The sequence below is a fragment of the Candidatus Symbiopectobacterium sp. NZEC135 genome (assembly GCF_025962695.1).
The window spans coordinates 1-25,424 of sequence record NZ_JAGFPF010000037.1 but is presented as its reverse complement, the minus strand read 5'-3'; the positions used below and the strand labels follow the sequence as shown (position 1 = coordinate 25,424).

The window sequence follows — 25,424 nt, the reverse complement described above, 5'->3', positions numbered from 1 at the left end:
GCCGGTTGTTGAAAGGTCGGGCCCGGCTGATGGCGGTTATTGGCAGTGTGCTGTGCTGCGTACTGTTGGTGATGGTGGGGGCTAAATCGCTCTATGCACTGATTATGCTGGCAGTGCTGTGGTGGGGGTTACCGCATAAGTCACAGCAGTTGGTGGCAGAATAACCGCCGCTGCACCGGCCCAAGGGTGGCCGGTGCCCGCGATCGGTTCGCGTTGCCTACGAGGGCTGCTGTTCAGAGGTTGCGGTTTTTTCCGCGTCCAGCTTGGCTTCCAGTTCGCTCAAACGCTGTTCCAGCCGCGCCAGTTTTTCACGGGTGCGCAGCAGAACCTGCGTTTGCACATCAAACTCTTCGCGGTTTACCAGATCCAGCTTGGTAAATTGTGCTTGCAGCACCTGGCGAATTTTTTTCTCGGCGTCTTCGCCCAGCTCACGTATGCCTTTAGGCATGGATTCATGCACTTGGCGTGCAATTTGCTCAATCTTTTTCGGGTCAATCATGCCGTTTTCCTGCTCGGTTTCTGTCATCTGTACTGTCAGTGTAATGCGTGAATGAAAAGGGATAAACCAAAACTCGCCCTGTAATGCTTTGTGTCGGATTCTTAAAGAAAATTTTTACCAATAGGCTAGCAGATGTCACATTTTGTCCATTGCGCTAATTGCCCCGCTCAGGCAATAGCGTTATAGTTATCACGCTTACTTCTCAGGGCGGGGTGTAATTCCCCACCGGCGGTAAACCAGACAGCGCAGGGTGCTAAAACACCGTGCTTTCGTTTGGAAGCCCGCGAGCGCTCGCCGTAACGTTATCAATAATTTATTATCGATATGCGTGGCGAGGTCAGCAGATCCGGTGAAATTCCGGGGCCGACGGTTATAGTCCGGATGGGAGAGAGTAACGGTATCCTGTTGGGTTTATGCCCACTCGCGTTATTTTGTTAGTCATTGCCCGGTGCGTATTGACGCGCGTCCGTCGCAATGGTTACTCCTCAAGCTCGCCCTGGTTCTGGTAATCCATAATAAACATGAGGTTTTTTTACCATGAATCAGACATTACTTTCTGAATTTGGCACGCCATCTGAACGCGTTGAACGTGCGCTTGAAGCGCTGCGCCAAGGCGTTGGTGTGATGGTGTTGGACGACGAAGACCGTGAAAACGAAGGCGACATGGTATTTGCCGCCGAGAACATGACCGTTGAGCAAATGGCGATGACCATTCGCTACGGTAGCGGTATCGTCTGCCTGTGCCTGACCGAAGAGCGCCGCCGTCAATTGGAACTGCCCATGATGGTGGAGCACAATACCAGCCACTATCAAACCGGTTTTACCGTCACCATTGAAGCTGCCGAAGGCGTAACCACTGGTGTGTCTGCGTCTGACCGTATGACAACCGTTCGTGCAGCCATTGCCGATGACGCTCGCGCAAGCGATCTGAATCGCCCTGGGCACGTCTTCCCGCTGCGCGCTCAGCCGGGCGGCGTACTGACTCGCGGTGGTCATACCGAAGCGTCTGTCGATCTGGCAACGCTGGCAGGTTTCAAACCGGCCGCTGTGCTGTGCGAACTGACCAATGATGACGGCTCTATGGCGCGTGCGCCGGAAGTGATCGCTTTTGCTAAACAGCACGGTATGCCGGTACTGACCATCGAAGATTTGGTCGCCTACCGTCAGGCAGCAGAACGCAAAGCGAGCTGATTGCTCTCTTCCCGGGCCGGTGATACCGGCCCTTAAAAACGCAGCCAGTGCGCCTTACGCGCTCGGCTGCGTTTTTCTTGCCAACAAGGTAGCGAAGCGCAGTTTGATGCGATTACCATTCTCGTCAGTTTTATGCAATTCACCCACCTCTTCGTTGTATTTCAGGATGTCCCACCCAGAATAATACTCACGCAATTCATTGTGCTGGAAGGTGAAGGAGAAAGGCAGCGGGCAGGGGAAATCCTCGGTAGACATCGCCGCCACGATCAGGTTATAGCCGCCCTCTACGGTGCATTCCTGCATGTTACGCACGATAAAAGGAATGCGCTCGCGTTCCAAAAACATCAGCACCACGGTGGAGATGATCAGATCATACTGCTCGTCTAGCGCGGCTTTGTTGATGTCGTACAGGCTGGCGCGAATGCCGGAGAGGCTTTCGCTGCTGATGATATCTTTCAGGGACGAGATACTGTTGAGATTTTTGTCATACGCTGTCACGTCAAAACCGCGCAGGTTCATGTAAAGGGCGTTTCTGCCGCCACCGCAGCCAAGATCGAGCGCTTTGCCAGCTGGTATTTGCGCCAGCGCGGCCACCACTTCGGAGTGGGTTGCCGTCAGGCCGTGCTTTTTGGCGTAATAATCCTCGGCGGTGCAATAAAACGCTAACTGGCACTCCAGATCCGGTGAGGCACTGACGATCCGGTGCCAGGCTTGCGGTTCAACAAACGGTGGCTGATTCTGTTCGGTAAACTGATAAGTTTCAATCACTGAGCCATCTTCATGCAGCATGGCGAAGGTCAGCTCTCCTTTCAGGACGGTCAACTTCGCCCAGGTGCCCACTTGCGTGTTGTGTTTTTCTTGAAACGCGGCGGGTAGCGTCTGTGCATTCCACTGCGGCAGGGTTTTATAACAGATCAGGTTTTGCATCATACACCTCGGAGAGCTTATACATTCTTATCGCGTTTTACCGCGTTGCGGGTAGTTTATAAAGCTCCGCAAAGAATAGCTATAAAAATGTATTTAAAATGCATCTTTATAGATGTGAATGCTTCAACGTGAAGTATGTTGAGATTGGTGTAAGGTTTCGTGCGCGAAGCTGATGGCGTTTCTTTGCTACTGGCGTAGCACGCGCCCGACGAGGGGGTGCAGTCGCCCACCCCCTCGACCCCGCGCTTTTTGCGGAATGACGTCGCTACGCGATGCCTTCGTAAACCGGTATCGCCGGACGGACCGCCCGCAACGTGGAATACTCGTCTCATCCCTGAGACTCGCCCCTATGGGGCCGCTGCTCGCAGCGTTCAAAAATGCTCCCGGCATTTTTGTCCGGCACGGTGCGGGCTTTCGCGGCATCCCTGCCGCTCATCCTGGCGTTACCCGTTTCCTCAGCGTCATTCAACGCGGGTTAACATCAAAAGATATCTGGCGCTTGCGTCATTCAACGCGGGTTAATATCAAAAGATATCTGGCGCTTGCGTCATTCGGCACGAGTTAACCTCAAAAGACATCACGCGCAGCGGTTACACTTGTTGGACTGGATCACCTGGAAGAAATCGTTCCCTTTATCATCCACCAGAATGAACGCCGGGAAGTCTTCCACTTCGATTTTCCAAATCGCTTCCATACCCAGTTCAGGGTATTCAACGCAGGTCAGACTCTTGATGCTGTTCTGCGCCAGAATTGCCGCCGGGCCGCCGATGCTACCCAGATAGAAACCACCGTGTTTATGGCAAGCGTCGGTCACCTGTTGGCTGCGGTTGCCCTTCGCCAGCATGATTTTGCTGCCGCCGTTGGCTTGCAACAGATCAACGTAGGAGTCCATGCGCCCTGCGGTGGTTGGCCCCAACGAACCGGAAGCATAGCCTTCCGGCGTTTTGGCCGGACCTGCGTAGTAAATCGGGTGATCTTTGACGTACTGCGGCAATCCCTCACCGTTGTCGATGCGCTCTTTGAGTTTGGCGTGAGCAATATCGCGCGCCACAATGATGGTGCCTGACAGGGAAAGACGCGTGGAAACCGGATACTGAGACAGCGTTTTCAGGATCTGTTCCATCGGTTGGTTAAGATCAATCTTGACTGCTTCACCTTCTCCCGCCTCACGCAGATGCTCAGGAATGTATTTGCCAGGATTCTGCTCTAACTGCTCCAGCCAAATGCCATCGCGGTTGATTTTGGCTTTGATATTGCGGTCAGCGGAACAGGAAACCCCCATGCCAACCGGGCAGGACGCACCGTGACGCGGCAGACGTATAATGCGGATATCGTGAGCGAAATATTTACCGCCGAACTGCGCGCCTAACCCCAGATCCTGTGCGGCTTTCAGCAGTTCATTTTCCAGTTCGACATCGCGGAAGGCTTGCCCGTGTTCATTGCCGCTGGTCGGCAGCGCGTCATAGTATTTGGTGGACGCCAGCTTCACGGTTTTCAGCGTACTTTCCGCTGACGTCCCGCCGATAACAAAGGCAACGTGGTACGGCGGGCAGGCTGCGGTGCCCAGTGAACGCATTTTTTCCACCAGGAAGTTTTTCAGTTTTTCCGGCGTCAGCAGCGCCTTGGTTTCCTGATAAAGGTAGGTTTTGTTGGCAGAGCCGCCGCCTTTGGTGACAAACAGGAATTTGTATTCTGCCCCTTCCGTACTGTAGAGGTCGATTTGGGCCGGCAGGTTGGTGCCGGTATTGACTTCTTTGTACATATCCAGCGCGGCGTTCTGCGAATAGCGCAGGTTATCTTCAATAAAGGTGTTATACACACCCCGGGACAACGCTTCGGCGTCGTTGCCACCGGTCCAGACCCGCTGGCCCTTTTTACCCACGATAATCGCCGTACCGGTATCCTGGCAGGTCGGCAAAATGCCCTTGGCGGCAATTTCCGAGTTACGCAGGAATTGCAGTGCCACGTATTTGTCGTTTTCACTCGCCTCTGGGTCGTGGAGGATATCCGCCACTTGCTGTTGGTGAGCGGGACGCAGCATAAACGATGCATCGTGGAAGGCCTGTTGTGCCAGCAGGGTTAATGCCTGCGGGTCGATCTTCAGGATCTCTTCGCCTTCAAACTGGGTGGTGGAGACATAATCGCTGCTGATCAGGCGATATTGGGTGTTGTCTTTGCTTAGCGGAAAAGGTTCTTGATAATAAAATGGTTTATTCGACATGTTTTTCTCACTTGCAACAAATTAAAAGAAAGATTCAGTATCCCTTTGGCGACTTTCCATCTTGAATATGATTATCATTTTTATAGGGAAGTATTCGCTTATGCGTTAGCACAATTATCCTGACCATGGTAGGGGTTTCTGGCATAGCGTACCACTTTGGTATATCACAGTTTTTACATCGAATTTGTGGGTTTTTACACCCTGGGCGATAAAAAAAACGCAGTGAAAATAATGAAACAGCAATAAAGCGCCACGCTGACATTGATGTCTATTATATTGCGTAACTTGTTTAATAAAAATAAGTAAATTTATCGAGTTATTTTCCCTGTAAATAATGTGGTTTTTATCGTTCGATATGAAAATAGTCGGTCTGTGTTGGTCTATCAAGGTCTTATTTATTTCACGGTAATGTCGGATCTTTTTGCATCAGCAAATTATCGATCATCCAAAATCCTGCCGGTCCTGGTGGATGCTGTTTTGACCACACGACATCCATTTCAATCAGTTGCGGCCAACCCGTGACCGAGAGTTCCACCAATATCTGATGACCAAACTGATCGACCAACCAACGTGGCAGGATGCTCCAGCCAAACCCCTGTTCTGCCATTTCTAGCAGCATAAGGTAAGAGGGGGCAGACCAAATAATACCTTCTTTTGGCTGGCGTTCTGTGCGCGTATAGGTATTCAGATAAAGTTGGCGTACCGTCGCCAACTGCTGCGGTGAAACAGGCTGTTGCTGCGCCAATGCATGCTGTGCGGCAACAAAGATGGCCATTTCGGTTTTGACGTGTAGCCGTGAGGCGCTTATTTCTGTCGGATAGTGGGGCTGAGTGCGGATTACGCCCATGTGTGCGCGCTGTACTTGAAGCAGGTCGATGGCATCCTCATCCTCGGCGATCAGACACTCGAACTCGATATCAGGAAAACGGGCAGAGAACGCGTGTAGCAGCGGATCGTAATGCGCCGCTTTCCACATATCCGACAACACAAAGGTCAGGCGCGGTTCAATACGGTTAGCCAGACGGACCGCCAGCGCATCCAGCGTGTCGCTGGCAGCAAGAATGGCCTCTACGTGCACGCGCACCTTATGACCATCATCCGTCAGTCGCGGTTGGTGCCCGGCGCGATCGAACAGCACCAACCCGAGATCGGCTTCGAGGTTGGCGATGGCCGCGCTCACGGTGGACTGACTTTTACGTAGCTGACGCGCAGCGGCCGAGAAAGAGCCGGTTTGCGCAGCGGTCACAAAGGCAATCAGGGATTCGGGGGAATAGCGCATCGCCACTCTCTTCTCATGTCCATCGTTTTTATCGATGGATATTAATTTCACTCTTCCAGTAATAACGATATAACCTGCCATCGTCAAGCGGTGAGAGGCTTTCTCCACCGCCTGTTTTGTTAATTGACCCAATACCAAATTGATGAATAAAAGTGTGGTGATGTATGCAATCTAACGCAGCAAAGAGACAAACAACCGCAGTACAGCGCCGAAGCGTGGGTGAGCGTGTGTTTCATGCTGTCGGCTATGAGGTAGTTGCCCTATTGATCACGGCACCCATTGGTGCCTGGCTGTTTAACAAGCCGCTGTTTTCCATGGGGGCATTGGCGATTATGCTCTCCAGCATCGCCATGGTATGGAATATCATCTACAACGCCCTGTTCGATCGTTTGTGGCCGGTATCGCGCGTGGCGCGCGGTGCCAAAGTACGTATCCTGCACGGATTAGGTTTTGAGGGCGGTTTTATCCTGTTCGGGTTGCCAGCCGCAGCCTGGATGCTGGAGATCACGCTGTGGCAGGCATTGATGGTCGAGATCGGCTTTTTCCTGTTTTTCCTGCCGTATACTGTGGTGTATAACTGGGTATACGACAAACTGCGCGCCCGGTTTATGGCACGCCGAGACGGTGAACGCGGGAAGTCGCCCGCCGCATCACGCTCCCACTAATACCATCAGCCTTTTCGGTTGTTGGTTTTCAGGCGGCTTTTGAAATCGGCGTAGTCTGGCATCATCGGGCTACGCCACAAATACCAAGCGGCAACGGTACGAAAAGGCTGACACGGCAGGCTGAGTTCCGCCAATTCACGGCGCGAAGGTATCGCATCGCGCTGATGCAAATAGCACAACCCTAAGCGGATGCCGAGATCGTCCAACGGCATAATGTCCATCCGTTCCAATCCATAAATCAGGTACATTTCGACCGTCCAGCGGCCAATCCCTTTCAACCTCGATAACCGCTCGATAAGCGTGTCGTCATCCATCGTTAGCGCCTGTTCTCGCGAGGGCACCACACCGTCTCGGGTACCGTGCGCAATCGCGCGCAGCGTTTCTGCCTTGCGCGTTGAGAAGCCGCATTGGCGCAGCGCGTCTTTCTCACTGGCGGCAATCTGTTCAGCGCAAGGGAATGCCTGCCCGTCAGGGCTAAAGGCCTCCAACAGGCGGCGGATCATGGCATCTCCCGCGCGGGTGGTGAGCTGTTGGTAAGCCACGGCACGCATCAGCGCTTCATAGGGTTCACGATGCGGGTGCGTTTGGTGCTGACATTCGCCGATGTGGTTCAGCAGCGCTTGCCAGCGCGGCCCAAGCGTGCGCAGATGTTCGCATGCCAACTGCACGCTCTGCGCCGAGTTCCATAATACCGGCTGCGGGTGTGACATACTTGATCCTGAACCTGAGGGAAAAAGGGTAGGCTTCCAGCATAAAAGAGTGAATCAGGGTTGTCACCCTGCGATGGATTTCTGGAATGAGAAAGCAAGAATCCGTCAGGTATTCATCAGACGTAACCGGTAGGGTGGGATCTCTGTTGTGACCAGAGATTGCGAGGTGAGTGATGTCGACAAACGTACGCGCTGCTCCTGAGGAAGAACGTGCTTTACGTGAAAATACATGGTGGGATGCCCTGTGCCAACGCGATAAACAGGCTGACGGTCGTTTTGTCTATGGCGTTAAAACCACGGGGATATTTTGCATGCCCTCCTGCGCATCCCGGTTACCGCTGCGGGAAAACGTGCAGTTCTTTGTGGATGCGGCGGCGGCACAGCAGGCCGGGTTCCGGCCCTGTAAACGCTGCTGCCCGGGAAGTCTGTCGCGTGAGCAACGGCAATGTGCGGCTATTGAGCACGCCTGCCAACTGATGAGGCAGGCGGAGACATCGCTGACATTGACGCAGGTGGCAAACGCTGTGGGTATTAGCCCCTACCATTTTCACCGGTTGTTTAAAGCCCAGGTTGGCGTGACGCCAAAACGGTATGCTGCCGCATTGCGTGGTCAGCGTGTGCGCGCCTTGCTGAGCGGTGCTGCGCCGGTAACGCAGGCTGCATTGGCGGCGGGTTTTCATTCCAGCGAGCAGTTTTACCAGGAGTCTCACCAACTGCTGGGCATGGCGCCGCGCCGTTTTAAACACAAGGGGCAGGGTATGACGATCCACTTCGCTATTGGGTCGTGTTCGCTGGGAGCGGTTTTGGTGGCGGAGAGCGAACACGGGGTGTGCGCCGTGTTACTGGGGGATGATGCCACCGCATTGATGAACGAGCTGCACTCCCTGTTTGCCAATGCGACGGTGCTTGACGGCGATGCGGCGTTTGAGCAACGCATGGCGCTGGTTATCCGCGCTATTGATTCACCGGGGGCGCCATTAACGTTACCGCTGGATATTCGTGGCACCGCTTTTCAGCTGCGTGTTTGGCAGGCTTTGCGAGACATTCCGCTGGGAACCACGCTCAGCTACCGCGACGTTGCAGAAAAAATGGGTCAGCCGGGCGCGGTGCGTGCGGTGGCTGGCGCATGCGCCGCCAACCGCCTGGCGGTTATTGTCCCTTGCCATCGGGTCATTCGCACCGATGGGGCATTGTCGGGCTACCGATGGGGTATTGCGCGTAAACGCCAACTGTTAGAGAGCGAGGCTAAGGAATCCCATGACGGATGATCTGTTCGCGCATGAGGGCGCGCCGCACTGGACCCAAACGCTGGCACCCGGCGCCGTGGTGCTGCGCGGGTTCGCCGCTGAGTGTGCACCAACGCTGATGCAGATGATTGACCAACTGACGCGCGTGGCACCGTTTCGTCAAATGACCACGCCGGGCGGTTTTATCATGTCAGCCGCCATGAGCAATTGTGGCGCGCTGGGCTGGGTGACGGATGCGCAGGGCTATCGTTATTCGCGCCACGATCCCCTTACGGACGCGCCTTGGCCCGCGATGCCAGTGCTGTTTGCTCAACTGGCGCAGCAGGCCGCGCACGAGGCGGGGTTTGCTGACTTTGTTGCCGATGCTTGCCTGATGAACCGCTATGCGGTGGGCAGCCGGATGTCATTGCATCAGGATAAAAATGAACGGGATTTCTCGCAGCCGATTGTTTCTGTATCGCTTGGGTTACCGGCCATCTTTCAGTTTGGTGGTATGCAGCGCAGTGATGCCGTGCAGCGTATCCCGCTGACGCAGGGCGATGTGCTGGTGTGGGGCGGGCCGTCACGCCTGCGTTTTCACGGTGTGCAGGCCATCAAGGCTGGAACGGAGGATTACCGGTTTAATCTGACGTTTCGTAAGGCGGGGTAGGGAAAAGAGCAACCTGCCCTTAACGGCGCAGGTTGCTGGAGAGCAGGATTATTGTTTTTTGAAGTGCATGTAATCCAGCGCACTTTCTGCGGCTATACGGCCTGAGTTCAGGGCGAAACCGAAGGTGCCGCCGCCTAACAGCAGATCGTAAGTGTCGCCGTACATGCCGCCTGCGTCATTACCGGTGACATACAGGCCTGGGATGGCATTGCCGTCTTTGTTGATGGCCTGCATCTTCTCGTTAATTTTCACGCCGCCCAGCGTGCCGAGTGCGGCAGGCTGCATTTTAACGGCATAGAACGGCCCGGTTTTCACCGGACGCAGGTAATCCATGTTCTTGTTGAACACTTCATCACGTTTTTGCGCGGCAAAGACGTTGTTCTGATCGATAGTCTCTTTCAGCACGCTGGCGTCAACGCCCATGGCTTTAGCCAGTGCGTCCAGCGTTTGTGCCTTGTAGACAAAGCCGCGGTTTTTCTGGAGTTCTTTGTCAAACTCTTCATCAAACTTGGTGAGTTTGGTGTTAGCGATAACCCATTCACCGATCGGTACATCGATCCCGTCGTTCACGTAATGTTTACGTGAGGTTTCATCAAAGATGGAGTACATGATGCCGCCCGCTTTGGAGAGCGCATTACCGGAGTGAGGCCAAATGATGACGTTGGATTCATCGGTAAAACGACGGCCATGGGTATCTACCCACAGATAAGGTTGGCGCGCCGCAGCCAGCATGTGGGAGTTTGGTGCGTAGTCTGGCAGGCCAGGGCGGTATGCTTGCAGTACACCCATGCCTTCATCTTTGGCACCGGCTTTCCAGGCCATTTTGATCCCGTCGCCGTCTTTACCGACGTTGCCCACCATAATGGTATCTGGGAAGGCGACGTATTTTTGCAGCATCTCTTTGTTGTTGGCATAACCACCGGTGGCGACGATAACCGCTTTGGCATCGATCTGGATGGTGTTGCCTTGCTCGTCTTGCGCCGTCACGCCAGTGACTTTGCCATCTTTCACGATCAAGTCTTTACCCGCGGTTTTCACCATGGTGGTGACATCCATGTTTTTAAACTGCTCATGGAAGGTTTTGATCAGGAAACGACCGTGGCCCGGTCCGTCAATAACGTGCCAGGTCAACATCCCGCCTGGCCCCCCAGGACCGATGTATTCGAACTTGATGCCCTTGGATTTCACCCATTCGATGGTATCGGCAGAGCGGTTAACAAACGCGCGAACCACGAACGGGTTTGCCAGCCAGTGGCTGTATTCCATGATGGTTTTGAATGCCATATCCGGGGTAACGATAATCCCCTGACGTTTTTGCATGGAACTGTTTGCGGCGAAGATCCCTTCCGCAAAATTCCCGGTGCCGCCGACTACACCTTGTTTTTCCAACAGAATAACTTTCGCGCCTTTTTCGGCTGCGGCCATGGTGGCGGATGTGCCTGAAGCCCCGGCACCGATAATTACCACGTCAGCCGTTTTTACGATAGTTTCTGCATTGACAGCACCGGTACCCAACAGCGATAAACAGGCGGCTGCAATCAGCGTTCTCCTGACTATTTTCATATACTCTCCACTCTCAATAGTTGTAATAAAAATATTGATGCGATGGTTGTACTCTTATTATTCCCCCTGTTGTTTTTTGGCAAAAGGGGGCCATGCTCGCGTTATTCTTTTTAAGGTAAAAAGGAATAATGCGTAGTCGCCATCTTGCCGATATTATTCAGCAGAGATGTTTAATTGACTATTTATTACGCAGCGTGGCTGGCAGAAATAAATAATGGTTATTTAGTGACTTTCGCTTGATTATACGCGTTGCCTGCGGCTTCTAGTGCGGCTTCGCTGGTTAATGTGGCACCAGACACGCCATCAATGTTGACGCTTTGTTTTTCAACGAAGCTTTTAGCCAACACTTTTGCCGCTTCCCCACCCACTTCTGGCGTTTCAGAAGGCGCGTCAACCGTGGCTTTATTGATTTTTCCTTGCGCATCCACATCGAGTGTGACAGTCACATCACCACCGATACCGGTGCTGGCGGAAGAATAGGTGCCTGCTTTAAAATCGCCGTCTGCAAACGCGAAGCCTGATGCAATCAGCAGACAAAAAGCTGCCGTACCCTGAAATGTTTTCATATTAACGGTTCCAATAAAAAGTGTATAAATATTCAATGTAATATTGAACGGAAAAATTATTTCGCGAGTTCTTCTTTATCTCCCATGAATAAAATGATGGCCGTCATCTTCATTGAGATGCATAAATATAAAACAACAAATGGGTAATCCGATACCGAGTAAAATAAATAATAAACTGAAGCTGTTTACATTAATGGCGCTCTCCATGCGAGAAAGAAAACGCAGCATGGGAAAGGTTAATGCCATGCTTACCATAATGGAGAGCAGCTGAGTCACCGTCATAATGTTATTGCCGTTGTTATAGGTATGGTGACTCAAATTGCTGAAGGCCAGTGTGCTCTCTGCGGAATGCAGCGTCGAAATCAACATGCCGAGCAGCACGGCAATAATGCCGATGAAAAGGGTGGCGTTCTCCTGCACGGCGGCACTCATGGCAAAAATACACAGTGAGGTAAAGACCGTGGTGTGCAGCAGCAGTTTGCGGTAGCCAATCCGTTTGATCAGTGGCTCAAAGCCCAGTTTAGAGAGCAGGGCACCGCTGGAAAACAGCAGCAAAATCAGGCTTACGGTGGCGGGGTCATACGCTAATTGGGTTTGCAGCATCAGCGACATCACCACCGGAATCGAAGAGAGTAAAACGCGCGTGACAATGCCGCTGGTCACGCCGATGGAAAACGTTTTAATGGTAAACAGGTTTTCACGCGGTTGAGGCCGCACGGCAAGCATATCCCGTTTGAAATAGAGGAATGCCAGGCTGAACCCGCCGAGGGCCAATGCGGCGCTCAGTGGGAGGCTGATGATGTTTTTCGGCACCGCTGTCAGCAGAAAGGTGCCAAGGAACAGCATGCCGACCAGCAGCATCAGCTTGAAGCTGTCTCCGCGAAAATGTGTAACCTGCATACTGGCGGGAATATGGGTTCTCGCAAGCCACAGGCACATCAGGCACAGGGGAATATTGAGTACAAAAATTAGACGCCACGACAGCATATTGACCATCAAACTCCCCACTACCGGGCCAATCATGGTGCCCAGTAACCCCAGCAGGGTAATGCGGTTGAGGAATAGGAGTTTCATGGTATCTGGCGTGGTCCTCAAAATGATGGTTCTGATTATCGGCAGCATCAACGCACCGCCGATCCCTTGTATAAACCGAAACACGCTCAGACTGACGATAGACGTTGCGGTGACACACAGCAGCGAGCCCGTCATAAAAATGGCAATGGCGACAAGGTAGGTGTTGCGTTCACCCAGTCGCTCTGCCATCCAGCCATTAACGGGGGTGAAAGCCACCACGGTGACCACATAGGAGATAACAATCAGCTCCATATGTAGCACCGGTTGGTGAAGCGCCTCCGCAATGGCTGGCAGTGCGATATACAGCATCGTCGTGTCGACGGATTGCATAAAAAAAGTGATGGATGCAATCCAGAACAGGGTCCACGACGTCTTCATGATTTAAGCTACTGTCATCTGGCCGGCGTACAGGACAAACATACGCAGCAGGAACACACCGAGCAGGCTTAGACCGGCCATAAACGCCATCTGTTTGCGGCTTGGCGCACTGTCGTGGTTCTTCAGGAACCCGGCGATAAGCGGCACCGCAATGCCCACGCCGATAACCCCAATCCAGAACACAGCGCCCCAGAAACCGGTCAGCGCGTTATGTGCCGACAGGGTCTTCTGACCGCCGCCCAACAGCAACCCGACAAAGAAAGCGAACAGCAAGAAGATCTCTGCGAACACCACCGGGTTTTCAATCCTGTGGATGAAATGCAGTGTGCCCTTGTGTTCTGCAATAAACCGGCGATTAAAGGCCCCGGCCAACAGCGCCACTGCAATACCTGACGTGGTGCCCGAGGCGAGAAACAGCACCGGCAGTACCGGATTGTTCAGCATCGGGAAGGATTTGAGCGCTGACAGCAGGAAGCCGGTATAGCAGCCCAACAGGATGGCTAACACCAACAGCGTGTTTTCAAACCAACGGATACGTTTCTGGATAATGGTACTCAGGTTTCGCACCAGAGAGAGCAGGCCACCGTTGTTGAACTTGCTCACCAGCGTCAGCAGTTCATCGCGGTACAAACTGACCAGCCACAGGATGATAAACACGAAGTAGACCTGAAACAGCATCACACCGAGTGACATGATGGAGCCCGGGTTATAGAAGACCATCAGATACCAGAAGGTCATTGGGCGAGTCAGGTGGAAGATCAGAATAATCAGACCAAGCATCACCGACAACGGTGCCACGACTGCCGTCGCGATAACGATGGGATTTTTGCCGCTGTACTCTGCGGGCACGTAATATTTCAGCAGCATCGTCAGGGTGATCATGCCCGCGGAAATGCCCACCAAAAGCAGATAGATGGCAATGGGCCAGTCCCATACCAGCGTGTCGAAGTGGAAAGCATTAAGCATTGTCGATTACCCCGCGTTTACCAGGAATGCGATAGAGCTTCGGTTCGGTACCCAGATACACTTTGGAGCGATAGGTCGGGTTCGCGAGGATCATTTGAGAAATATCGCTGGCCGGATCGTTCAAATCACCGAATACCAGTGCGTGGGTCGGACAGATCTCGACGCAGGCCGGCTTTTTGCCTGCGGCCAGATTGGTCTCACGGCAGAAGTTGCACTTATCGGCGGTGTTGGTTACTGGGTTAATAAAGCGCACGTGGTAAGGGCAGGCCGCGATGCAATAGCGGCAGCCTACGCAGCGCTTGTCGTTAACATCGACGATGCCGGTCAGCGCATCCTTGAAGGACGCACCGGTCGGGCACACGGAAACGCACGGTGGGTTTTCGCAATGCTGGCAGGATTTACGGAAATATTGGCGTACAGCACGACTGGTCGAGGTGCGCGGAATATTCACCGAGGTCAGGATTTCGAGGCGAGTAACGCCATCGGGGACATTGTTGGTCTCTTTGCAGGCACCGATACAGGCTTTACAGCCGATACACAGTGACTCGTTGTGCAGCATGCCATAACGTACCCCTTTCGGAGCGCCAGTAGCGGGTGTCGCGTTTTGCGGTGCAGCCTCATTTGCTAATGCCAATGAGGAACTGCCAGTCACAAAAATGGCACTCCCCATGTAGGCAAGAAATCGGCGGCGGGAATGATCTTCCATAACATCACCTTCAGTATTGAATGCTAGTTGATGTAGTCATGCTGATGTCGGTACCGAAAAATCGTCGGGTGATTGGCTTTTGTAATGTCTGATTCGTTGTGACGCAGTGTGGAAGAACTCCCCTGAGACAGTGAACAAAAACTTTTTTATATCGGTACCCAGCAGGCATCAGAAATTTTTTATCGATAAAAAATATAAGACGCACGTAAACCATGAGCTTCCTATGGGTTTTATTTGACCATACCTCATAGTGATTAGAGTGTGCAGTAAATCACATTTGCAGTTTTGAAGATTAATATAAAAGTTATCTGGATTTATTATAAATTTCAGGAAGATAAATATAGCGTGTCATTAAATACCATGAGCAACTGTGAATGAAAGGTAAATAATGTAATAGAGTCAATTGAGAATCATTTTTATTAGCATGAAATAGTGTGATCGGCTTATAAATAATGATGAAAACTGTGACGTGAGAGTATCAATGTCTACGGGGAAAAACGCGCCTGAATATTCAGGCGCGAAGGAGGAAAGTGCGTTAAAATAGTGTGAATATTAGCCCTTTAAATGTTTATCCAAGAACTGGATCACAATTTTCATAATTTCAGGCTGCATCCAGTAATCACCACCGTGCTGTGCGTTGTTCACCGAGTAATATGTAGAATCAATGCCCTTTTGTAATAATGCCTGATGCAGTATTTCCGTTTGGCGCGGTGAGACAACGGTGTCCTTGGTGCCGTGCATAATCAGGAACGGAGGGGTATTGCTGTTAATGTAATTGATGGGGTTAGCGGCGGCAGCGCGTTCAGGATAGCGTGTGATCGGGCCGCCATCGTTGAAGACGGAAGTGCCGTTTACCCAGATAGCCTCGGTTGCTGACGCGGAGGTGTGTTTTTGTACCACATCATCAGGGAAGCCTTCACCAACGCGTAGCAAATCGGAGAGTCCGTAGAAATCGATCACCGCCTGAACCTGACTGTTTTGATCCAGATTTTCCCCTTTATCAAACTGTTTGTCGCCGTTCGATGTGCCGGTAAAGGCCGCCAGATAGCCGCCAGCCGATGCGCCGAATACCGCAATATGCGCGCCATCAATGCCAAATTTTCCAGACTGTGCTCGCAGATAACGTACCGCTGATTTCACATCTTCAAGCGGCGCGGGAAACAGCACGGTCGGTGCTACACGGTATTCCATGCTGGCAACCACGTAGCCTGCCTCTGCCATCGCCAGACGTTGCTGGACGAAGTTATCCTTGTTGGCGTTGATAAAACCGCCGCCGGTGACAAACAGCACGGCAGGCAGGGCTTTCGGCGATTCAGGCTGCAAAATATCCATTTTCAGCGCCACGTTGGAATAGCCGCGCATTGGCACCTGAGAGAAAACCACGTTGGAGATCAATTTTACCGATGGAACACTCTTCTTTATGGACAACGTATGTAACGGCGCATCTGCGATAGCGGCAGTCGCGGATAAGCCACCTAAGGCACAAAGCAGGCACAGCGCCATCGATTTATTGTTGGTAGACATCATCATTCCTTAGTGATTAACAAGCATTATTTCCCAACCTCTGTAGCCCCAGAAATAGGGCGTGCGCGAATAGCGCCTCTAAAAAAGAGGTTGATGCGACTCGCGTAAAGAGGCGAATATCTTTTTCGCAGATGAATGCAGCAATGCAGCAATGCGGCAATGTGTCTTTGCGCCACAAACGTGTGCATAACGTAAATAATGAAAAATAGCTTTATGCTGCTAACATCGTTTTATTGAGGTGCAGGTTCCCTATGCCATTTATGCAACCTGGCATTCACATATAAATAATATATATTGTTTTGTCATGCGGAATTCATTTAAGCACGTTCGGCAACATACTATTTGTGTCTCTTGTCACATTTGTTTTTTTTGTGTGTTAATATAATAGTTATATCGATTAATTATAAATTAAGGCATCAATGATAAATATTAAGCGCCTTGTCTACTATCATGAGCTGATTCGCATTGGCAGTTTTACTAAAGCAGCGAAAACGCTGAATATTTCCCAGGCGTTTCTTTCGCAGGAGATAGCGCGCCTGGAGCAGGAAACAGAAAGAAAACTGATAAATCGTACCACGCGTCAATTCTCTCTGACCCCTTTTGGTAAGGCATTTGCCAAAAAAATACGAGGCATAATTAGAGAATATTACGATATTGAGCAATTTATTCGTGGTTATGAAGACAGCCACGATGGTGCATTGTTAGTCGGTGTTCTTCCGATATTCAATCGTCTGCGCCATTACGAAATCTTTAGCCAGTTTCAGCGGCGCTATCCTAACATTGAGATGTCATTTATCGACGGTGTTAGCATGGATCTGTTAGAAAAGGTGCGTAACGGCGATCTCCATTTCTCCTATTCTACGCCGTTTGCCGACTATCAGGACGATCCGCTGTTTGCACATCAGGTGCTGTATGAAGATCAACTGGTGGCCGTGATGGCGAGCAACCATCCGTTGGCGCAGCATAAAACGCTGAGCCTTGAAACCCTGGCGCAGGCGCGGTTGATTGTGCCGCAGAAAGGCACCGGTGAGCATGCCATTGTTTCAGATGCCTATACCAAGCAGGGATTGAAACCCAGCTATTTCCGTGAATGCAGCAATATCGATATCATCATGGATCTGGTCATGAACCAGAACGGCGTGGTGTTCTTGTGCACCCAGGTTGCCGGAAGCCTTGAAGGTTACGATATTACCATCACACCGCTGGAAACCCCGTTGCCCCGCATTTTCGCGGTCAGCTATCTCAAGCGCAGTGCGCAGATCCCTATGGTTAAGCTCTTCATTGATTTTATTGAAGAAAACCGCCTCTCTCTTCGTCCTGCCTGCTAATAACGCCCGGTATTGGCCGGGCAGCACTGACTGATTTTCTTCCGAACAATTTCCCTCATCGTGCGTAAATGTGAATTTGGTCATGTTTTAATACTAGATCTACTTGTATGGTAGTCGGCATTAAATCGTGATGTACAAGGATATTGACGTGAAAATTATCAGTGCTGAAGTATTTGTTACCTGTCCGGGGCGTAATTTTGTCACCCTGAAAATCACTACCGAAGACGGTGTGACCGGCATCGGCGATGCCACGCTGAATGGGCGTGAGCTGCCGGTGGCTTCCTACCTGAAAGACCATGTTTGCCCGCAGCTCATTGGGCGCGATGCACAGCAGATTGAGGACATTTGGCAGTTTTTCTATAAAGGTGCCTACTGGCGTCGCGGTCCGGTAACCATGTCAGCCATTTCGGCGGTGGATATGGCGTTGTGGGACATTAAAGGCAAGGTTGCCAACATGCCGCTGTATCAACTGCTGGGCGGTGCGTCGCGCACGGGCGTAATGGTGTATTGCCACACCACCGGGCACAGCGTTGATGAAGCGCTGGATGATTACGCCAAACATCGCGAAATGGGCTTCAAAGCGATTCGCGTGCAGTGTGGCGTGCCGGGAATGAAAACCACCTACGGCATGGCTAAAGGAAAAGGCCTGGCGTATGAACCCGCTACTAAAGGTAACTGGCCCGAAGAACAACTGTGGTCAACGGAAAAGTACCTGGATTTCGCTCCGAAACTGTTTGAGGCCGTACGTGATAAATACGGCTTCAACGAACACTTGCTGCATGACATGCACCACCGCCTGACGCCGATTGAAGCTGCCCGCTTTGGTAAAAGTGTTGAACCCTACCGCCTGTTCTGGATGGAAGATCCGACGCCCGCAGAAAATCAGGAATGCTTCCGCTTGATTCGTCAGCACACGGTAACACCGATTGCCGTCGGGGAAGTGTTCAACAGCATTTGGGATTGTAAGCAGCTTATCGAAGAACAGCTTATCGACTACATCCGCACCACCATTACGCATGCGGGCGGTATCTCGGGCATGCGCCGCATTGCCGATTTTGCGTCGCTGTACCAGGTTCGTACCGGTTCACACGGCCCATCCGACTTGTCACCGATCTGCATGGCCGCCGCGCTGCACTTCGATCTCTGGGTGCCGAATTTTGGCGTACAGGAATACATGGGTTATTCCGAGCAGATGCTGGAGGTGTTCCCGCACAGTTGGACGTTTGAAGATGGCTACATGCATCCGGGTGAAAAACCGGGGCTGGGCATCGAGTTTGATGAAAAACTGGCGGCGAAATATCCCTACGAACCGGCCTACCTGCCGGTAGCACGTTTGGAAGATGGCACACTGTGGAACTGGTAAGTGGTCATCGACTGTGATGATGCAGGAGAAAAGCAATGAGCTTGATTAACGACAACTTTATGATAGGCAGCCCGACCGGGGTCAAACTCTATCAGCAGGTGGCGCGTGATTTACCGATTATCGACTACCACTGCCATCTGGAAGCCAAAGATATTTATGAAAACCGCCGTTTCAGCAGTATCACGGAGCTGTGGTTGGCGGGCGATCACTATAAATGGCGCGCGATGCGCGCCAACGGCATCCCAGAAGCGAAGATCACCGGCAATGCCACGCCTGAAGAGAAATTTCAGGCGTGGGCCGAAACCGTTGAAGCAGCGTTCGGTAACCCGCTTTATCACTGGACACATCTGGAACTGAAACAATACTTCGGCATTGACGAGATGCTGAGTAGCCGCAACTGGCGTGACATCATGGATGCCTGCAACCGCCAGTTGCAGGATGACGCTTTCACACCGCGTGCGTTAATGACGCGCTCTCGGGTTGAGGTTATCTGCACCACGGATTCGCCGCTGGACTCTCTGCATTATCATCAGTTGTTGAGGCAGGATGCCAGTTTCACCCCTAAAGTGTTGCCGACCTTTAGACCGGATGAGTTTTTCTCGAACGACAGACACCAGTTCTCGGCTGCCTTGGTGCGTTTGGCGGAATTGACCGGCGAAACCATTACCCGGTTCACGGATTTTGAGCGTGCGCTGGAAGCGCGGGTACAGTTTTTCCACGAGGTTGGCTGCCGTATTTCCGATCACGGGCTGGGCGATTTGACTTTTACTCCGTTCACCACGGTACAGGGTGATACGGTATTCCTGAAAAAAATGCAGGGTGAAATAATCACCGCTGCGGATGAGAGTATTTGGCAAAGCGTATTATTTATTACGCTAGCCCGGTTATATAAAAAATATGATTGGGCTATGCAAATTCATTTCGGCGCGATCCGCAATAATAACCAACGCATGTTGGAAAAAGTGGGGATAAATAGCGGGTTTGACGCTATTGCCGATCAACCCCGGTTGGCCGCCAATCTCAATGCCTTTCTCAATGCAATGGCCGAGGAGAATCATTTACCCAGGACAATCATTTATAACTTATACGCGGCCTACAATGACATTGTGGCCTCGACGATTGCTAACTTCCAGTCCGGAGAAGAGGGCGTTAAATCACCGCTTCAGTTCGGGTCAGGCTGGTGGTTCAACGATACGCGCCGTGGCATGTTGAGCCAGCTTAACGCGCTGGCGGATCAAGGGCTGCTGATGAATTTTGTCGGTATGCTGACTGACTCGCGCAGCTTTGTTTCTTACCCACGTCACGATTATTTCCGCCGGATATTATGTGGATTAATTGGACAATGGATCGATGCCGGGGAATTTCCCGCGGATGACATTATCCTGCAACGTATGGTAAGAAATATTTGTCACGATAACGCCCTACACTATTTTAAATTCTGATTATTACTCTCATTTTAATGAGGATAGAACATGTCTGCTTCTAAGAAAGTGACTATACCGGTCAGTATTGGTTATGGTTTGACGGATATTATGGGTGGCGGAGCCTTTACCGTTATCGGGGCCTGGTTACTCTTTTTTTATACCACTTTTGTGGGCTTAACGCCGGTGGAAGCTGCCTCGATTGTCGCCATTGCGCGTATTGTCGATGCTATTGTTAGCCTGTTTATGGGCAGTTTTACCGACCACTTTTATAAAAACTATTTCGGTAAGAAATTCGGTCGCCGCAGATTCTTTCTGCTCGTCGGTTCGCCGCTGATGCTGGTGTATTCTCTGCTGTGGCTCAACGGTATGAATTACTGGTTCTATCTGGCGGTGTATCTGGCGTTTGAAATCATTGCCGCGATGGTGCTGATCCCGTGGGAGACGCTGCCGTCTGAAATGACCAAAGGGTTTAACTCGCGCACCAAACTCTCTACCTGCCGTATGTTCCTCTCGGCGCTAGGGACGTTTCTTGCGACCTTTATCCCTGGCTTGTTGATCAAGCACTACGGTGAGCATGATGCTAACGCTTACTTGATCAACGGTGTGATGTTCTCAGTCATCTTTATGGTGTGCGTGTTCATCTCCTGGAAAGTGACCTGGGAACGTGAACTGACGCCGGAAATGCTGGCAGAACTGGAAGCGGAATCACCGCCGCGTACCCTGGGTGAAAAACTGCGTATGCTGGGCGGGTTGTTCAAGGATTATGCCTCAACCTTGCGTGTGCGCGCCTTTAGAAAACATCTGGCGATTTATCTGTTCTCCTTCACGGCGAAAGATGTCTACAACACGGTATTTGTGTTCTTCTGCGTCTACTGTCTGAACGTCTCCTCGGCGTTTGCCGGAAGCCTGCTCTCCATGAGTATTGTCGGGCTGCCAGTGACGTTGTTATCCGGGTTGGCGATCATCAAATATGGCCCGTCACGCCTGTATATCTTCGCCTACACGCTGATGATGCTGTGTCTGGCCGGGTTCTTCTACGTCTACCGTTTCCCGGTGGACAACAAGATGGTGATGCTGGTGGCGCTGGCCGGTTTCTACCAAGTGGGTCGCTGCGTGCTGGAGTTCACTCCGTGGAACGTGTTCCCGTTCATTCCCGATATTGACGAGATGATCACCCGTCAGCGTCGTGAAGGGCTGTTTGCCGCGGTGATGACCTTCTCGCGTAAAACCACGGTCGCGATTGCCACCTTTGTTGTTGGCCTGATGTTGCAGTGGGGCGGCTTTGTCAAAGGCAGCCAGGCACAACCGCAGGAAGCGATTCAAACCATTGCCGGTCTGATGTTTATCGGCACCGCAAGCCTGTTGTTGATAGCGCTGTGGCAGGCATTGACCTTCAGCTTGAATAAAACCACGCACAAAGTGTTTGTCGATGAAGTGGAACGCCTGAAAGCCAATGGCAGAAAACAAGATGTATCACCTGAAGCACGTCGTATCGTCGAGGATTTAACCGGCCATCCTTATGACACCCTGTGGCACCAGAAGGACGTGTCATCGGTGAAAGGCACTCGGGCAGCGTCGACGGTGGGTGAGTAAATGTAATCGGGTGCGCAAGCACCCATGTAGGGAAAAACTGTTATGACAACGTCTCTCTTACAGGCAAAAGCCGCGGTGCCTGAATATGACCGCAGCAAACTGGTCGCGCGTATTGCCCACATTGGTTTCGGCGCGTTTCACCGCGCCCACCAGGCGGTGTGTGCCGACAAATTGGCCGCACAGTTCGGCAGCGGTTGGGGCTATTGCGAAATCAACCTGATTGGTGGTGAGCAACAGATTAAGGATATTCGCGAGCAGGACCTGCTGTGGTCCGTATCGGAAATGGCGGACGATGGCTGGACCAGCCGCATTGTCGGTGTTGCCAAAACTGCCCTGCACGCCGAGTTGGACGGCATCGAGGCGGTGCTGGCGGCATTAAGTGCACCCGATATTGCTATCGTGTCCATCACGGTGACGGAAAAGGGCTACTGCCATCATCCGGCGACCGGGCAGCTCAATGCAGAACATCCGCTGATTGCGCACGATCTCCAGCATCCCGATCAGCCGCGTTCTTTGCCGGGGGTGATTCTGGCGGCGATCAAACGCCGTAAAGCGCTCGGCGTGCCGCCGTTTAGCGTGATGTCGTGCGACAACATGCCGGAAAATGGCCATGTGACACGCAACGTGATAACCCAACTGGCACAGCGTCAGGACCCTGAGCTGGCACAGTGGGTAGCACAGCACGTGACGTTCCCTTCCACCATGGTGGATCGTATCGTACCGGCGATGACGCCAGAAACGCTGGCGCAAATCACTGAACTGCTGGGTGTGAACGACCCGGCGGGCATTGCCTGCGAGCCGTTCTTTCAGTGGGTGATTGAAGACAACTTCGTCAACGGACGTCCCGCCTGGGAAAAGGCGGGGGCGGAGCTGGTACAGGACGTACTGCCGTATGAAGAGATGAAGCTGCGCATGTTGAACGGCAGCCACTCCTTCCTGGCGTATCTCGGTTATCTGGCGGGTTATGCGCACATCAGCGACTGTATGCAGGATGAGGCGCTAGTGAGCGCGGCACATCACCTGATGCTGCAAGAGCAGGCGCCCACGCTGCGCACACAGGGTGTCGATCTGGCGGCTTACGCCGACGCGCTGTTACAGCGTTACCGCAACCGTGCGTTGAAGCACCGTACCTGGCAAATAGCCATGGACGGCTCGCAGAAGCTGCCACAGCGTATGCTGGATTCCATTCGCTGGCATCTGGCGCACGGCAGCCGTTTTGACATGCTGGCGCTCGGTGTGGCCGGGTGGATGCGCTATGTCGGCGGCGTGGATGAGCAAGGGAACGCGATTGATATCAGCGATCCGTTGCGTGATGTGCTGGCTGACGTGGTACGTAACAGCGCGCAGGGAGAAGCCCGCGTTCAGGCATTGTTGGGTCTGGAGGCTATCTTTGGGCAAGACCTGCCGCAACAACGTGAGTTTGTGGCGACGGTGACGCGCTACTATCAGTCTTTGCTTCAGCATGGGGTAAAACAGACGCTGCGCACGCTGGTCTGGTAATTTTATCGCCTGATAATGCAAGAAATAAAAGCGTTATTTGTCTGTAAAATAACGCTTTTTAAATAAGCCCGTTCGAGTATCTCCACGTGTGACTGAGTGTTAATGTGATGTTGCTCATGGATTATTCTTCGCCCCTTCTTGTATGGTAGTATGTGTGTTGATGTTGATGAGGTTGCTGAATGAAAAGTATTGTTATCGCACAACCCAACCAACTGGTCATTGAGGAACGCGCTATCCCGCAGCCCTCGCCAGGGGATGTTCGGGTAAAAATCAGTTTGGCAGGGATCTGTGGCTCAGATAGCCATATCTACCACGGTCATAACCCCTTTGCTAAATACCCTCGAGTGATTGGTCATGAATTTTTTGGCGTTATTGAAGCAGTAGGTGAGGGCGTTGAGGAAACGCGCGTGGGTGAACGTGTTTCTGTCGATCCTGTTGTCAGCTGCGGTCACTGTTATCCGTGTTCGATTGGCAAACCTAACGTGTGCACTGAACTGGTGGTATTGGGCGTGCATCGTGACGGTGGTTTCAGTGAATACGCCGTGGTGCCTGCTCGTAACGCGCATCACATTCCTGACGATGTGAGTGATGAATTCGCGGTAATGGTTGAGCCTTTTACGATTGCGGCAAATGTCGCGGGTCAGGTTCAACCGATAGAACAAGATTGCGCCTTGATTTATGGCGCAGGGCCGATGGGCTTAACGTCTGTTCAGGTGCTGAAAGGGGTTTATCAGGTACAAACCGTGATCGTGGTCGATCGCATCCCCGAGCGGCTTGAAATGGCACGGCAAAGTGGCGCGGATTACGTTATTGATACCACGCACCTGTCCTTACCGGATGAGCTGGCTCGTCGGGGATATCGACCCACGTTGATTATTGATGCTGCCTGCCATCCATCCATTCTGCAAGAGGCGATTACGCTTGCGTCTCCCGCAGCCCGCATTGTTTTGATGGGCTTCTCGGCAGACCCGTGCACCGTCACGCAGCAAGGGATCACCAGCAAGGAACTGAGTATTTATTCCTCGCGCCTCAATGCGCATAAATTTCCGATTGTTATCGACTGGCTGCGTGCGGGGTTGATCGATCCCAGTAAGTTGATTACTCACCGCTATCCGTATCAGGAGGTGGTCAGCGCGATGGCAACGTTTGAAAACGATCGTCATAGCTGCTGTAAGGTTATTTTACGTTTTTAGCTCAAGACCGGTGTCCAGACGTGAATGGAGACCCGTACTCATACCTGCCTACTCTACACAAAAGAATGAGGATAATATGCAAAGAATTCAATTTGATGTTATGAAGGAAACGGTTAAAAAGGCGCTCATTAATGCGGGCCTGGATCAAGAGAAAGCAGACACCTGTGCACAAATACATACCGAGTCCAGCTGTGACGGTATTTATTCTCATGGATTAAACCGTGTTGCCCGGTTTGTTGACTACGTTAATAAAGGCTGGGTAGATATTCATGCTGAGCCAGCGTGTGTCAAAGCGCTGGGGGCATTGGAAATCTATGATGGTCAACAAGGTGTGGGCATAACCAATGCGCTGTTTGCTGTTGAACGCGCGACTGCGCTGGCGCGTGAAAATGGTGTTGGCATCGTGGCGTTGAAGAACACGACGCACTGGATGCGCGGCGGCACCTATGGTTGGAAAGCCGCTGAACGGGGCTATGCTGCTATCTGCTGGACCAATACCGAGTCTTGTATGCCTGCATGGGACGCAAAGAACCCGCGTTTGGGGAATAACCCGTTTGTGATGGCCGTGCCGCGCAAGGCGGGGCCATTGGTTCTGGATATGGCGATGTCGCAGTACGCTTACGGAAAATTGCAGGTCACACGCCTCAAAGGTGAAAAACTGCCGTTCCCGGGTGGGTTTGATAAAGACGGTAACTTGACGGATGAGCCGGGCCCGATTGAAGAGTCCATGCGCATTCTGCCTACCGGCTATTGGAAAGGTTCTGGTATGGCTATTTTGCTGGATGCGATGGCGGCATTGCTCTCTGCCGGTCATCCAACCAATGAAATTGATAAAATTCAAAAGGGGAGTTGCACCGG

22 protein-coding genes and 1 riboswitch are annotated in these 25,424 nt (G+C 52.1%); of the genes, 11 read left to right on the top strand and 11 right to left on the bottom strand.

Features of this window, described 5'->3' with window-relative positions; translation table 11 throughout:
- Positions 1 to 217: 217 nt before the first annotated feature.
- Positions 218 to 499 carry a ubiquinone biosynthesis accessory factor UbiK gene (gene ubiK, locus J5224_RS16650; RefSeq protein WP_264626435.1) on the bottom strand — a complete coding sequence of 94 codons (282 nt, stop codon included), beginning with the start codon at positions 497 to 499 and terminating at the stop codon, positions 218 to 220.
- A 193-nt stretch (positions 500 to 692) separates the two neighbouring features.
- Positions 693 to 896, top strand: a riboswitch (FMN riboswitch).
- Between the two features lie 140 nt (positions 897 to 1,036).
- Here ubiK and ribB point away from each other — a divergent pair.
- Positions 1,037 to 1,690: a 3,4-dihydroxy-2-butanone-4-phosphate synthase gene (gene ribB, locus J5224_RS16645; RefSeq protein WP_264626434.1), complete on the top strand. Its 654-nt coding sequence runs from the start codon at positions 1,037 to 1,039 to the stop codon at positions 1,688 to 1,690.
- 54 nt (positions 1,691 to 1,744) lie between these two features.
- On the opposite strand, the gene tehB is transcribed toward ribB, so the two are convergent.
- The 3 genes from tehB to J5224_RS16630 form a co-directional block, all read right to left on the bottom strand.
- Positions 1,745 to 2,617 carry an SAM-dependent methyltransferase TehB gene (tehB, locus tag J5224_RS16640; RefSeq protein WP_264626449.1) on the bottom strand — a complete coding sequence of 291 codons (873 nt, stop codon included), beginning with the start codon at positions 2,615 to 2,617 and terminating at the stop codon, positions 1,745 to 1,747.
- Between the two features lie 577 nt (positions 2,618 to 3,194).
- The gene (gene fumA, locus J5224_RS16635) at positions 3,195 to 4,838 is read right to left on the bottom strand and encodes a class I fumarate hydratase FumA (RefSeq protein ID WP_264626433.1); all 1,644 of its coding nucleotides are present in this window, start codon (positions 4,836 to 4,838) and stop codon (positions 3,195 to 3,197) included.
- A gap of 400 nt (positions 4,839 to 5,238) precedes the next feature.
- Positions 5,239 to 6,117 carry a LysR family transcriptional regulator gene (locus J5224_RS16630; RefSeq protein WP_264626448.1) on the bottom strand — a complete coding sequence of 293 codons (879 nt, stop codon included), beginning with the start codon at positions 6,115 to 6,117 and terminating at the stop codon, positions 5,239 to 5,241.
- Positions 6,118 to 6,281: 164 nt separating this feature from the next.
- On the opposite strand from J5224_RS16630, the gene J5224_RS16625 reads away from it, so the two are divergent.
- Positions 6,282 to 6,782, top strand: coding sequence for a multidrug/biocide efflux PACE transporter (locus J5224_RS16625; RefSeq protein ID WP_264626432.1), 501 nt, complete (start codon positions 6,282 to 6,284; stop codon positions 6,780 to 6,782).
- A 5-nt stretch (positions 6,783 to 6,787) separates the two neighbouring features.
- Here the strand turns inward: J5224_RS16625 and J5224_RS16620 are convergent, their stop codons facing one another.
- The gene (locus tag J5224_RS16620) at positions 6,788 to 7,492 is read right to left on the bottom strand and encodes a DNA-3-methyladenine glycosylase family protein (RefSeq protein WP_264626431.1); all 705 of its coding nucleotides are present in this window, start codon (positions 7,490 to 7,492) and stop codon (positions 6,788 to 6,790) included.
- Positions 7,493 to 7,665: 173 nt separating this feature from the next.
- Between J5224_RS16620 and ada the strand changes: the two genes are divergently transcribed.
- Together ada and alkB are read left to right on the top strand one after the other, a co-directional pair.
- The gene (gene ada / locus J5224_RS16615; protein WP_264626430.1) at positions 7,666 to 8,760 is read left to right on the top strand and encodes a bifunctional DNA-binding transcriptional regulator/O6-methylguanine-DNA methyltransferase Ada; all 1,095 of its coding nucleotides are present in this window, start codon (positions 7,666 to 7,668) and stop codon (positions 8,758 to 8,760) included.
- Positions 8,750 to 9,388, top strand: coding sequence for a DNA oxidative demethylase AlkB (alkB, locus tag J5224_RS16610; RefSeq protein ID WP_264626429.1), 639 nt, complete (start codon positions 8,750 to 8,752; stop codon positions 9,386 to 9,388). Before ada ends, alkB begins: the two co-directional genes overlap by 11 nt.
- Before the next feature lie 48 nt (positions 9,389 to 9,436).
- Here alkB and J5224_RS16605 read toward each other — a convergent pair whose 3' ends face one another.
- The 6 genes from J5224_RS16605 to J5224_RS16580 all read right to left on the bottom strand — a co-directional run bounded on the left by J5224_RS16605 (position 9,437) and on the right by J5224_RS16580 (position 16,165).
- The gene (locus J5224_RS16605; protein WP_264626428.1) at positions 9,437 to 10,951 is read right to left on the bottom strand and encodes an FAD-dependent oxidoreductase; all 1,515 of its coding nucleotides are present in this window, start codon (positions 10,949 to 10,951) and stop codon (positions 9,437 to 9,439) included.
- A 218-nt stretch (positions 10,952 to 11,169) separates the two neighbouring features.
- The gene (locus J5224_RS16600) at positions 11,170 to 11,517 is read right to left on the bottom strand and encodes an FMN-binding protein (protein ID WP_264626427.1); all 348 of its coding nucleotides are present in this window, start codon (positions 11,515 to 11,517) and stop codon (positions 11,170 to 11,172) included.
- Between the two features lie 75 nt (positions 11,518 to 11,592).
- Entirely contained in the window at positions 11,593 to 12,969 is a 1,377-nt protein-coding gene (locus tag J5224_RS16595) for an MFS transporter (protein ID WP_264626426.1), read from the bottom strand.
- A gap of 3 nt (positions 12,970 to 12,972) precedes the next feature.
- A complete protein-coding gene (gene nrfD, locus J5224_RS16590) occupies positions 12,973 to 13,935 on the bottom strand; it encodes a cytochrome c nitrite reductase subunit NrfD (RefSeq protein WP_264626425.1) in 963 nt (320 codons plus the stop codon).
- Complete coding sequence (locus tag J5224_RS16585; protein WP_264626424.1) at positions 13,928 to 14,641, bottom strand: 4Fe-4S dicluster domain-containing protein; 714 nt, start codon at positions 14,639 to 14,641, stop codon at positions 13,928 to 13,930. The genes nrfD and J5224_RS16585 overlap by 8 nt, the downstream gene beginning before the upstream one ends.
- A 552-nt stretch (positions 14,642 to 15,193) precedes the next feature.
- Positions 15,194 to 16,165, bottom strand: coding sequence for an alpha/beta hydrolase (locus tag J5224_RS16580; protein ID WP_264626423.1), 972 nt, complete (start codon positions 16,163 to 16,165; stop codon positions 15,194 to 15,196).
- Between the two features lie 419 nt (positions 16,166 to 16,584).
- On the opposite strand from J5224_RS16580, the gene J5224_RS16575 reads away from it, so the two are divergent.
- The 7 genes from J5224_RS16575 to yiaK all read left to right on the top strand — a co-directional run.
- Positions 16,585 to 17,493 (top strand): LysR family transcriptional regulator, encoded by a 909-nt coding sequence (locus tag J5224_RS16575; protein ID WP_264626422.1) that lies wholly within the window; start codon positions 16,585 to 16,587, stop codon positions 17,491 to 17,493.
- A 148-nt stretch (positions 17,494 to 17,641) separates the two neighbouring features.
- Positions 17,642 to 18,856, top strand: coding sequence for a D-mannonate dehydratase ManD (gene manD, locus J5224_RS16570; protein WP_264626421.1), 1,215 nt, complete (start codon positions 17,642 to 17,644; stop codon positions 18,854 to 18,856).
- 35 nt (positions 18,857 to 18,891) lie between these two features.
- Positions 18,892 to 20,298 carry a glucuronate isomerase gene (uxaC, locus tag J5224_RS16565; RefSeq protein WP_264626420.1) on the top strand — a complete coding sequence of 469 codons (1,407 nt, stop codon included), beginning with the start codon at positions 18,892 to 18,894 and terminating at the stop codon, positions 20,296 to 20,298.
- Positions 20,299 to 20,328: 30 nt separating this feature from the next.
- The gene (locus J5224_RS16560) at positions 20,329 to 21,873 is read left to right on the top strand and encodes an MFS transporter (protein ID WP_264626419.1); all 1,545 of its coding nucleotides are present in this window, start codon (positions 20,329 to 20,331) and stop codon (positions 21,871 to 21,873) included.
- A gap of 42 nt (positions 21,874 to 21,915) precedes the next feature.
- Positions 21,916 to 23,373: a mannitol dehydrogenase family protein gene (locus J5224_RS16555; protein ID WP_264626418.1), complete on the top strand. Its 1,458-nt coding sequence runs from the start codon at positions 21,916 to 21,918 to the stop codon at positions 23,371 to 23,373.
- Positions 23,374 to 23,552: 179 nt separating this feature from the next.
- A complete protein-coding gene (locus J5224_RS16550; RefSeq protein ID WP_264626417.1) occupies positions 23,553 to 24,566 on the top strand; it encodes a Zn-dependent oxidoreductase in 1,014 nt (337 codons plus the stop codon).
- A 76-nt stretch (positions 24,567 to 24,642) separates the two neighbouring features.
- Positions 24,643 to 25,424, top strand: a 782-nt coding sequence (gene yiaK, locus J5224_RS16545) for a 3-dehydro-L-gulonate 2-dehydrogenase (RefSeq protein WP_264626416.1), incomplete at its 3' end; no start/stop codon positions are given.

What these genes read in the sequence shown, in the direction of transcription:
- J5224_RS16605 (WP_264626428.1), bottom strand. Translation starts at nt 10,951, where the DNA reads ATGAAAATAGTCAGGAGAACGCTGATTGCAGCCGCCTGTTTATCGCTG.
- J5224_RS16585 (WP_264626424.1), bottom strand. Translation starts at nt 14,641, where the DNA reads ATGGAAGATCATTCCCGCCGCCGATTTCTTGCCTACATGGGGAGTGCC.
- J5224_RS16625 (WP_264626432.1), top strand. Translation starts at nt 6,282, where the DNA reads ATGCAATCTAACGCAGCAAAGAGACAAACAACCGCAGTACAGCGCCGA.
- J5224_RS16580 (WP_264626423.1), bottom strand. Translation starts at nt 16,165, where the DNA reads ATGTCTACCAACAATAAATCGATGGCGCTGTGCCTGCTTTGTGCCTTA.
- fumA (WP_264626433.1), bottom strand. Translation starts at nt 4,838, where the DNA reads ATGTCGAATAAACCATTTTATTATCAAGAACCTTTTCCGCTAAGCAAA.
- J5224_RS16595 (WP_264626426.1), bottom strand. Translation starts at nt 12,969, where the DNA reads ATGAAGACGTCGTGGACCCTGTTCTGGATTGCATCCATCACTTTTTTT.
- nrfD (WP_264626425.1), bottom strand. Translation starts at nt 13,935, where the DNA reads ATGCTTAATGCTTTCCACTTCGACACGCTGGTATGGGACTGGCCCATT.
- ada (WP_264626430.1), top strand. Translation starts at nt 7,666, where the DNA reads ATGTCGACAAACGTACGCGCTGCTCCTGAGGAAGAACGTGCTTTACGT.
- J5224_RS16555 (WP_264626418.1), top strand. Translation starts at nt 21,916, where the DNA reads ATGACAACGTCTCTCTTACAGGCAAAAGCCGCGGTGCCTGAATATGAC.
- tehB (WP_264626449.1), bottom strand. Translation starts at nt 2,617, where the DNA reads ATGCAAAACCTGATCTGTTATAAAACCCTGCCGCAGTGGAATGCACAG.
- J5224_RS16600 (WP_264626427.1), bottom strand. Translation starts at nt 11,517, where the DNA reads ATGAAAACATTTCAGGGTACGGCAGCTTTTTGTCTGCTGATTGCATCA.
- J5224_RS16630 (WP_264626448.1), bottom strand. Translation starts at nt 6,117, where the DNA reads ATGCGCTATTCCCCCGAATCCCTGATTGCCTTTGTGACCGCTGCGCAA.
- ubiK (WP_264626435.1), bottom strand. Translation starts at nt 499, where the DNA reads ATGATTGACCCGAAAAAGATTGAGCAAATTGCACGCCAAGTGCATGAA.
- J5224_RS16620 (WP_264626431.1), bottom strand. Translation starts at nt 7,492, where the DNA reads ATGTCACACCCGCAGCCGGTATTATGGAACTCGGCGCAGAGCGTGCAG.
- J5224_RS16560 (WP_264626419.1), top strand. Translation starts at nt 20,329, where the DNA reads ATGTCTGCTTCTAAGAAAGTGACTATACCGGTCAGTATTGGTTATGGT.
- uxaC (WP_264626420.1), top strand. Translation starts at nt 18,892, where the DNA reads ATGAGCTTGATTAACGACAACTTTATGATAGGCAGCCCGACCGGGGTC.
- J5224_RS16575 (WP_264626422.1), top strand. Translation starts at nt 16,585, where the DNA reads ATGATAAATATTAAGCGCCTTGTCTACTATCATGAGCTGATTCGCATT.
- J5224_RS16550 (WP_264626417.1), top strand. Translation starts at nt 23,553, where the DNA reads ATGAAAAGTATTGTTATCGCACAACCCAACCAACTGGTCATTGAGGAA.
- ribB (WP_264626434.1), top strand. Translation starts at nt 1,037, where the DNA reads ATGAATCAGACATTACTTTCTGAATTTGGCACGCCATCTGAACGCGTT.
- alkB (WP_264626429.1), top strand. Translation starts at nt 8,750, where the DNA reads ATGACGGATGATCTGTTCGCGCATGAGGGCGCGCCGCACTGGACCCAA.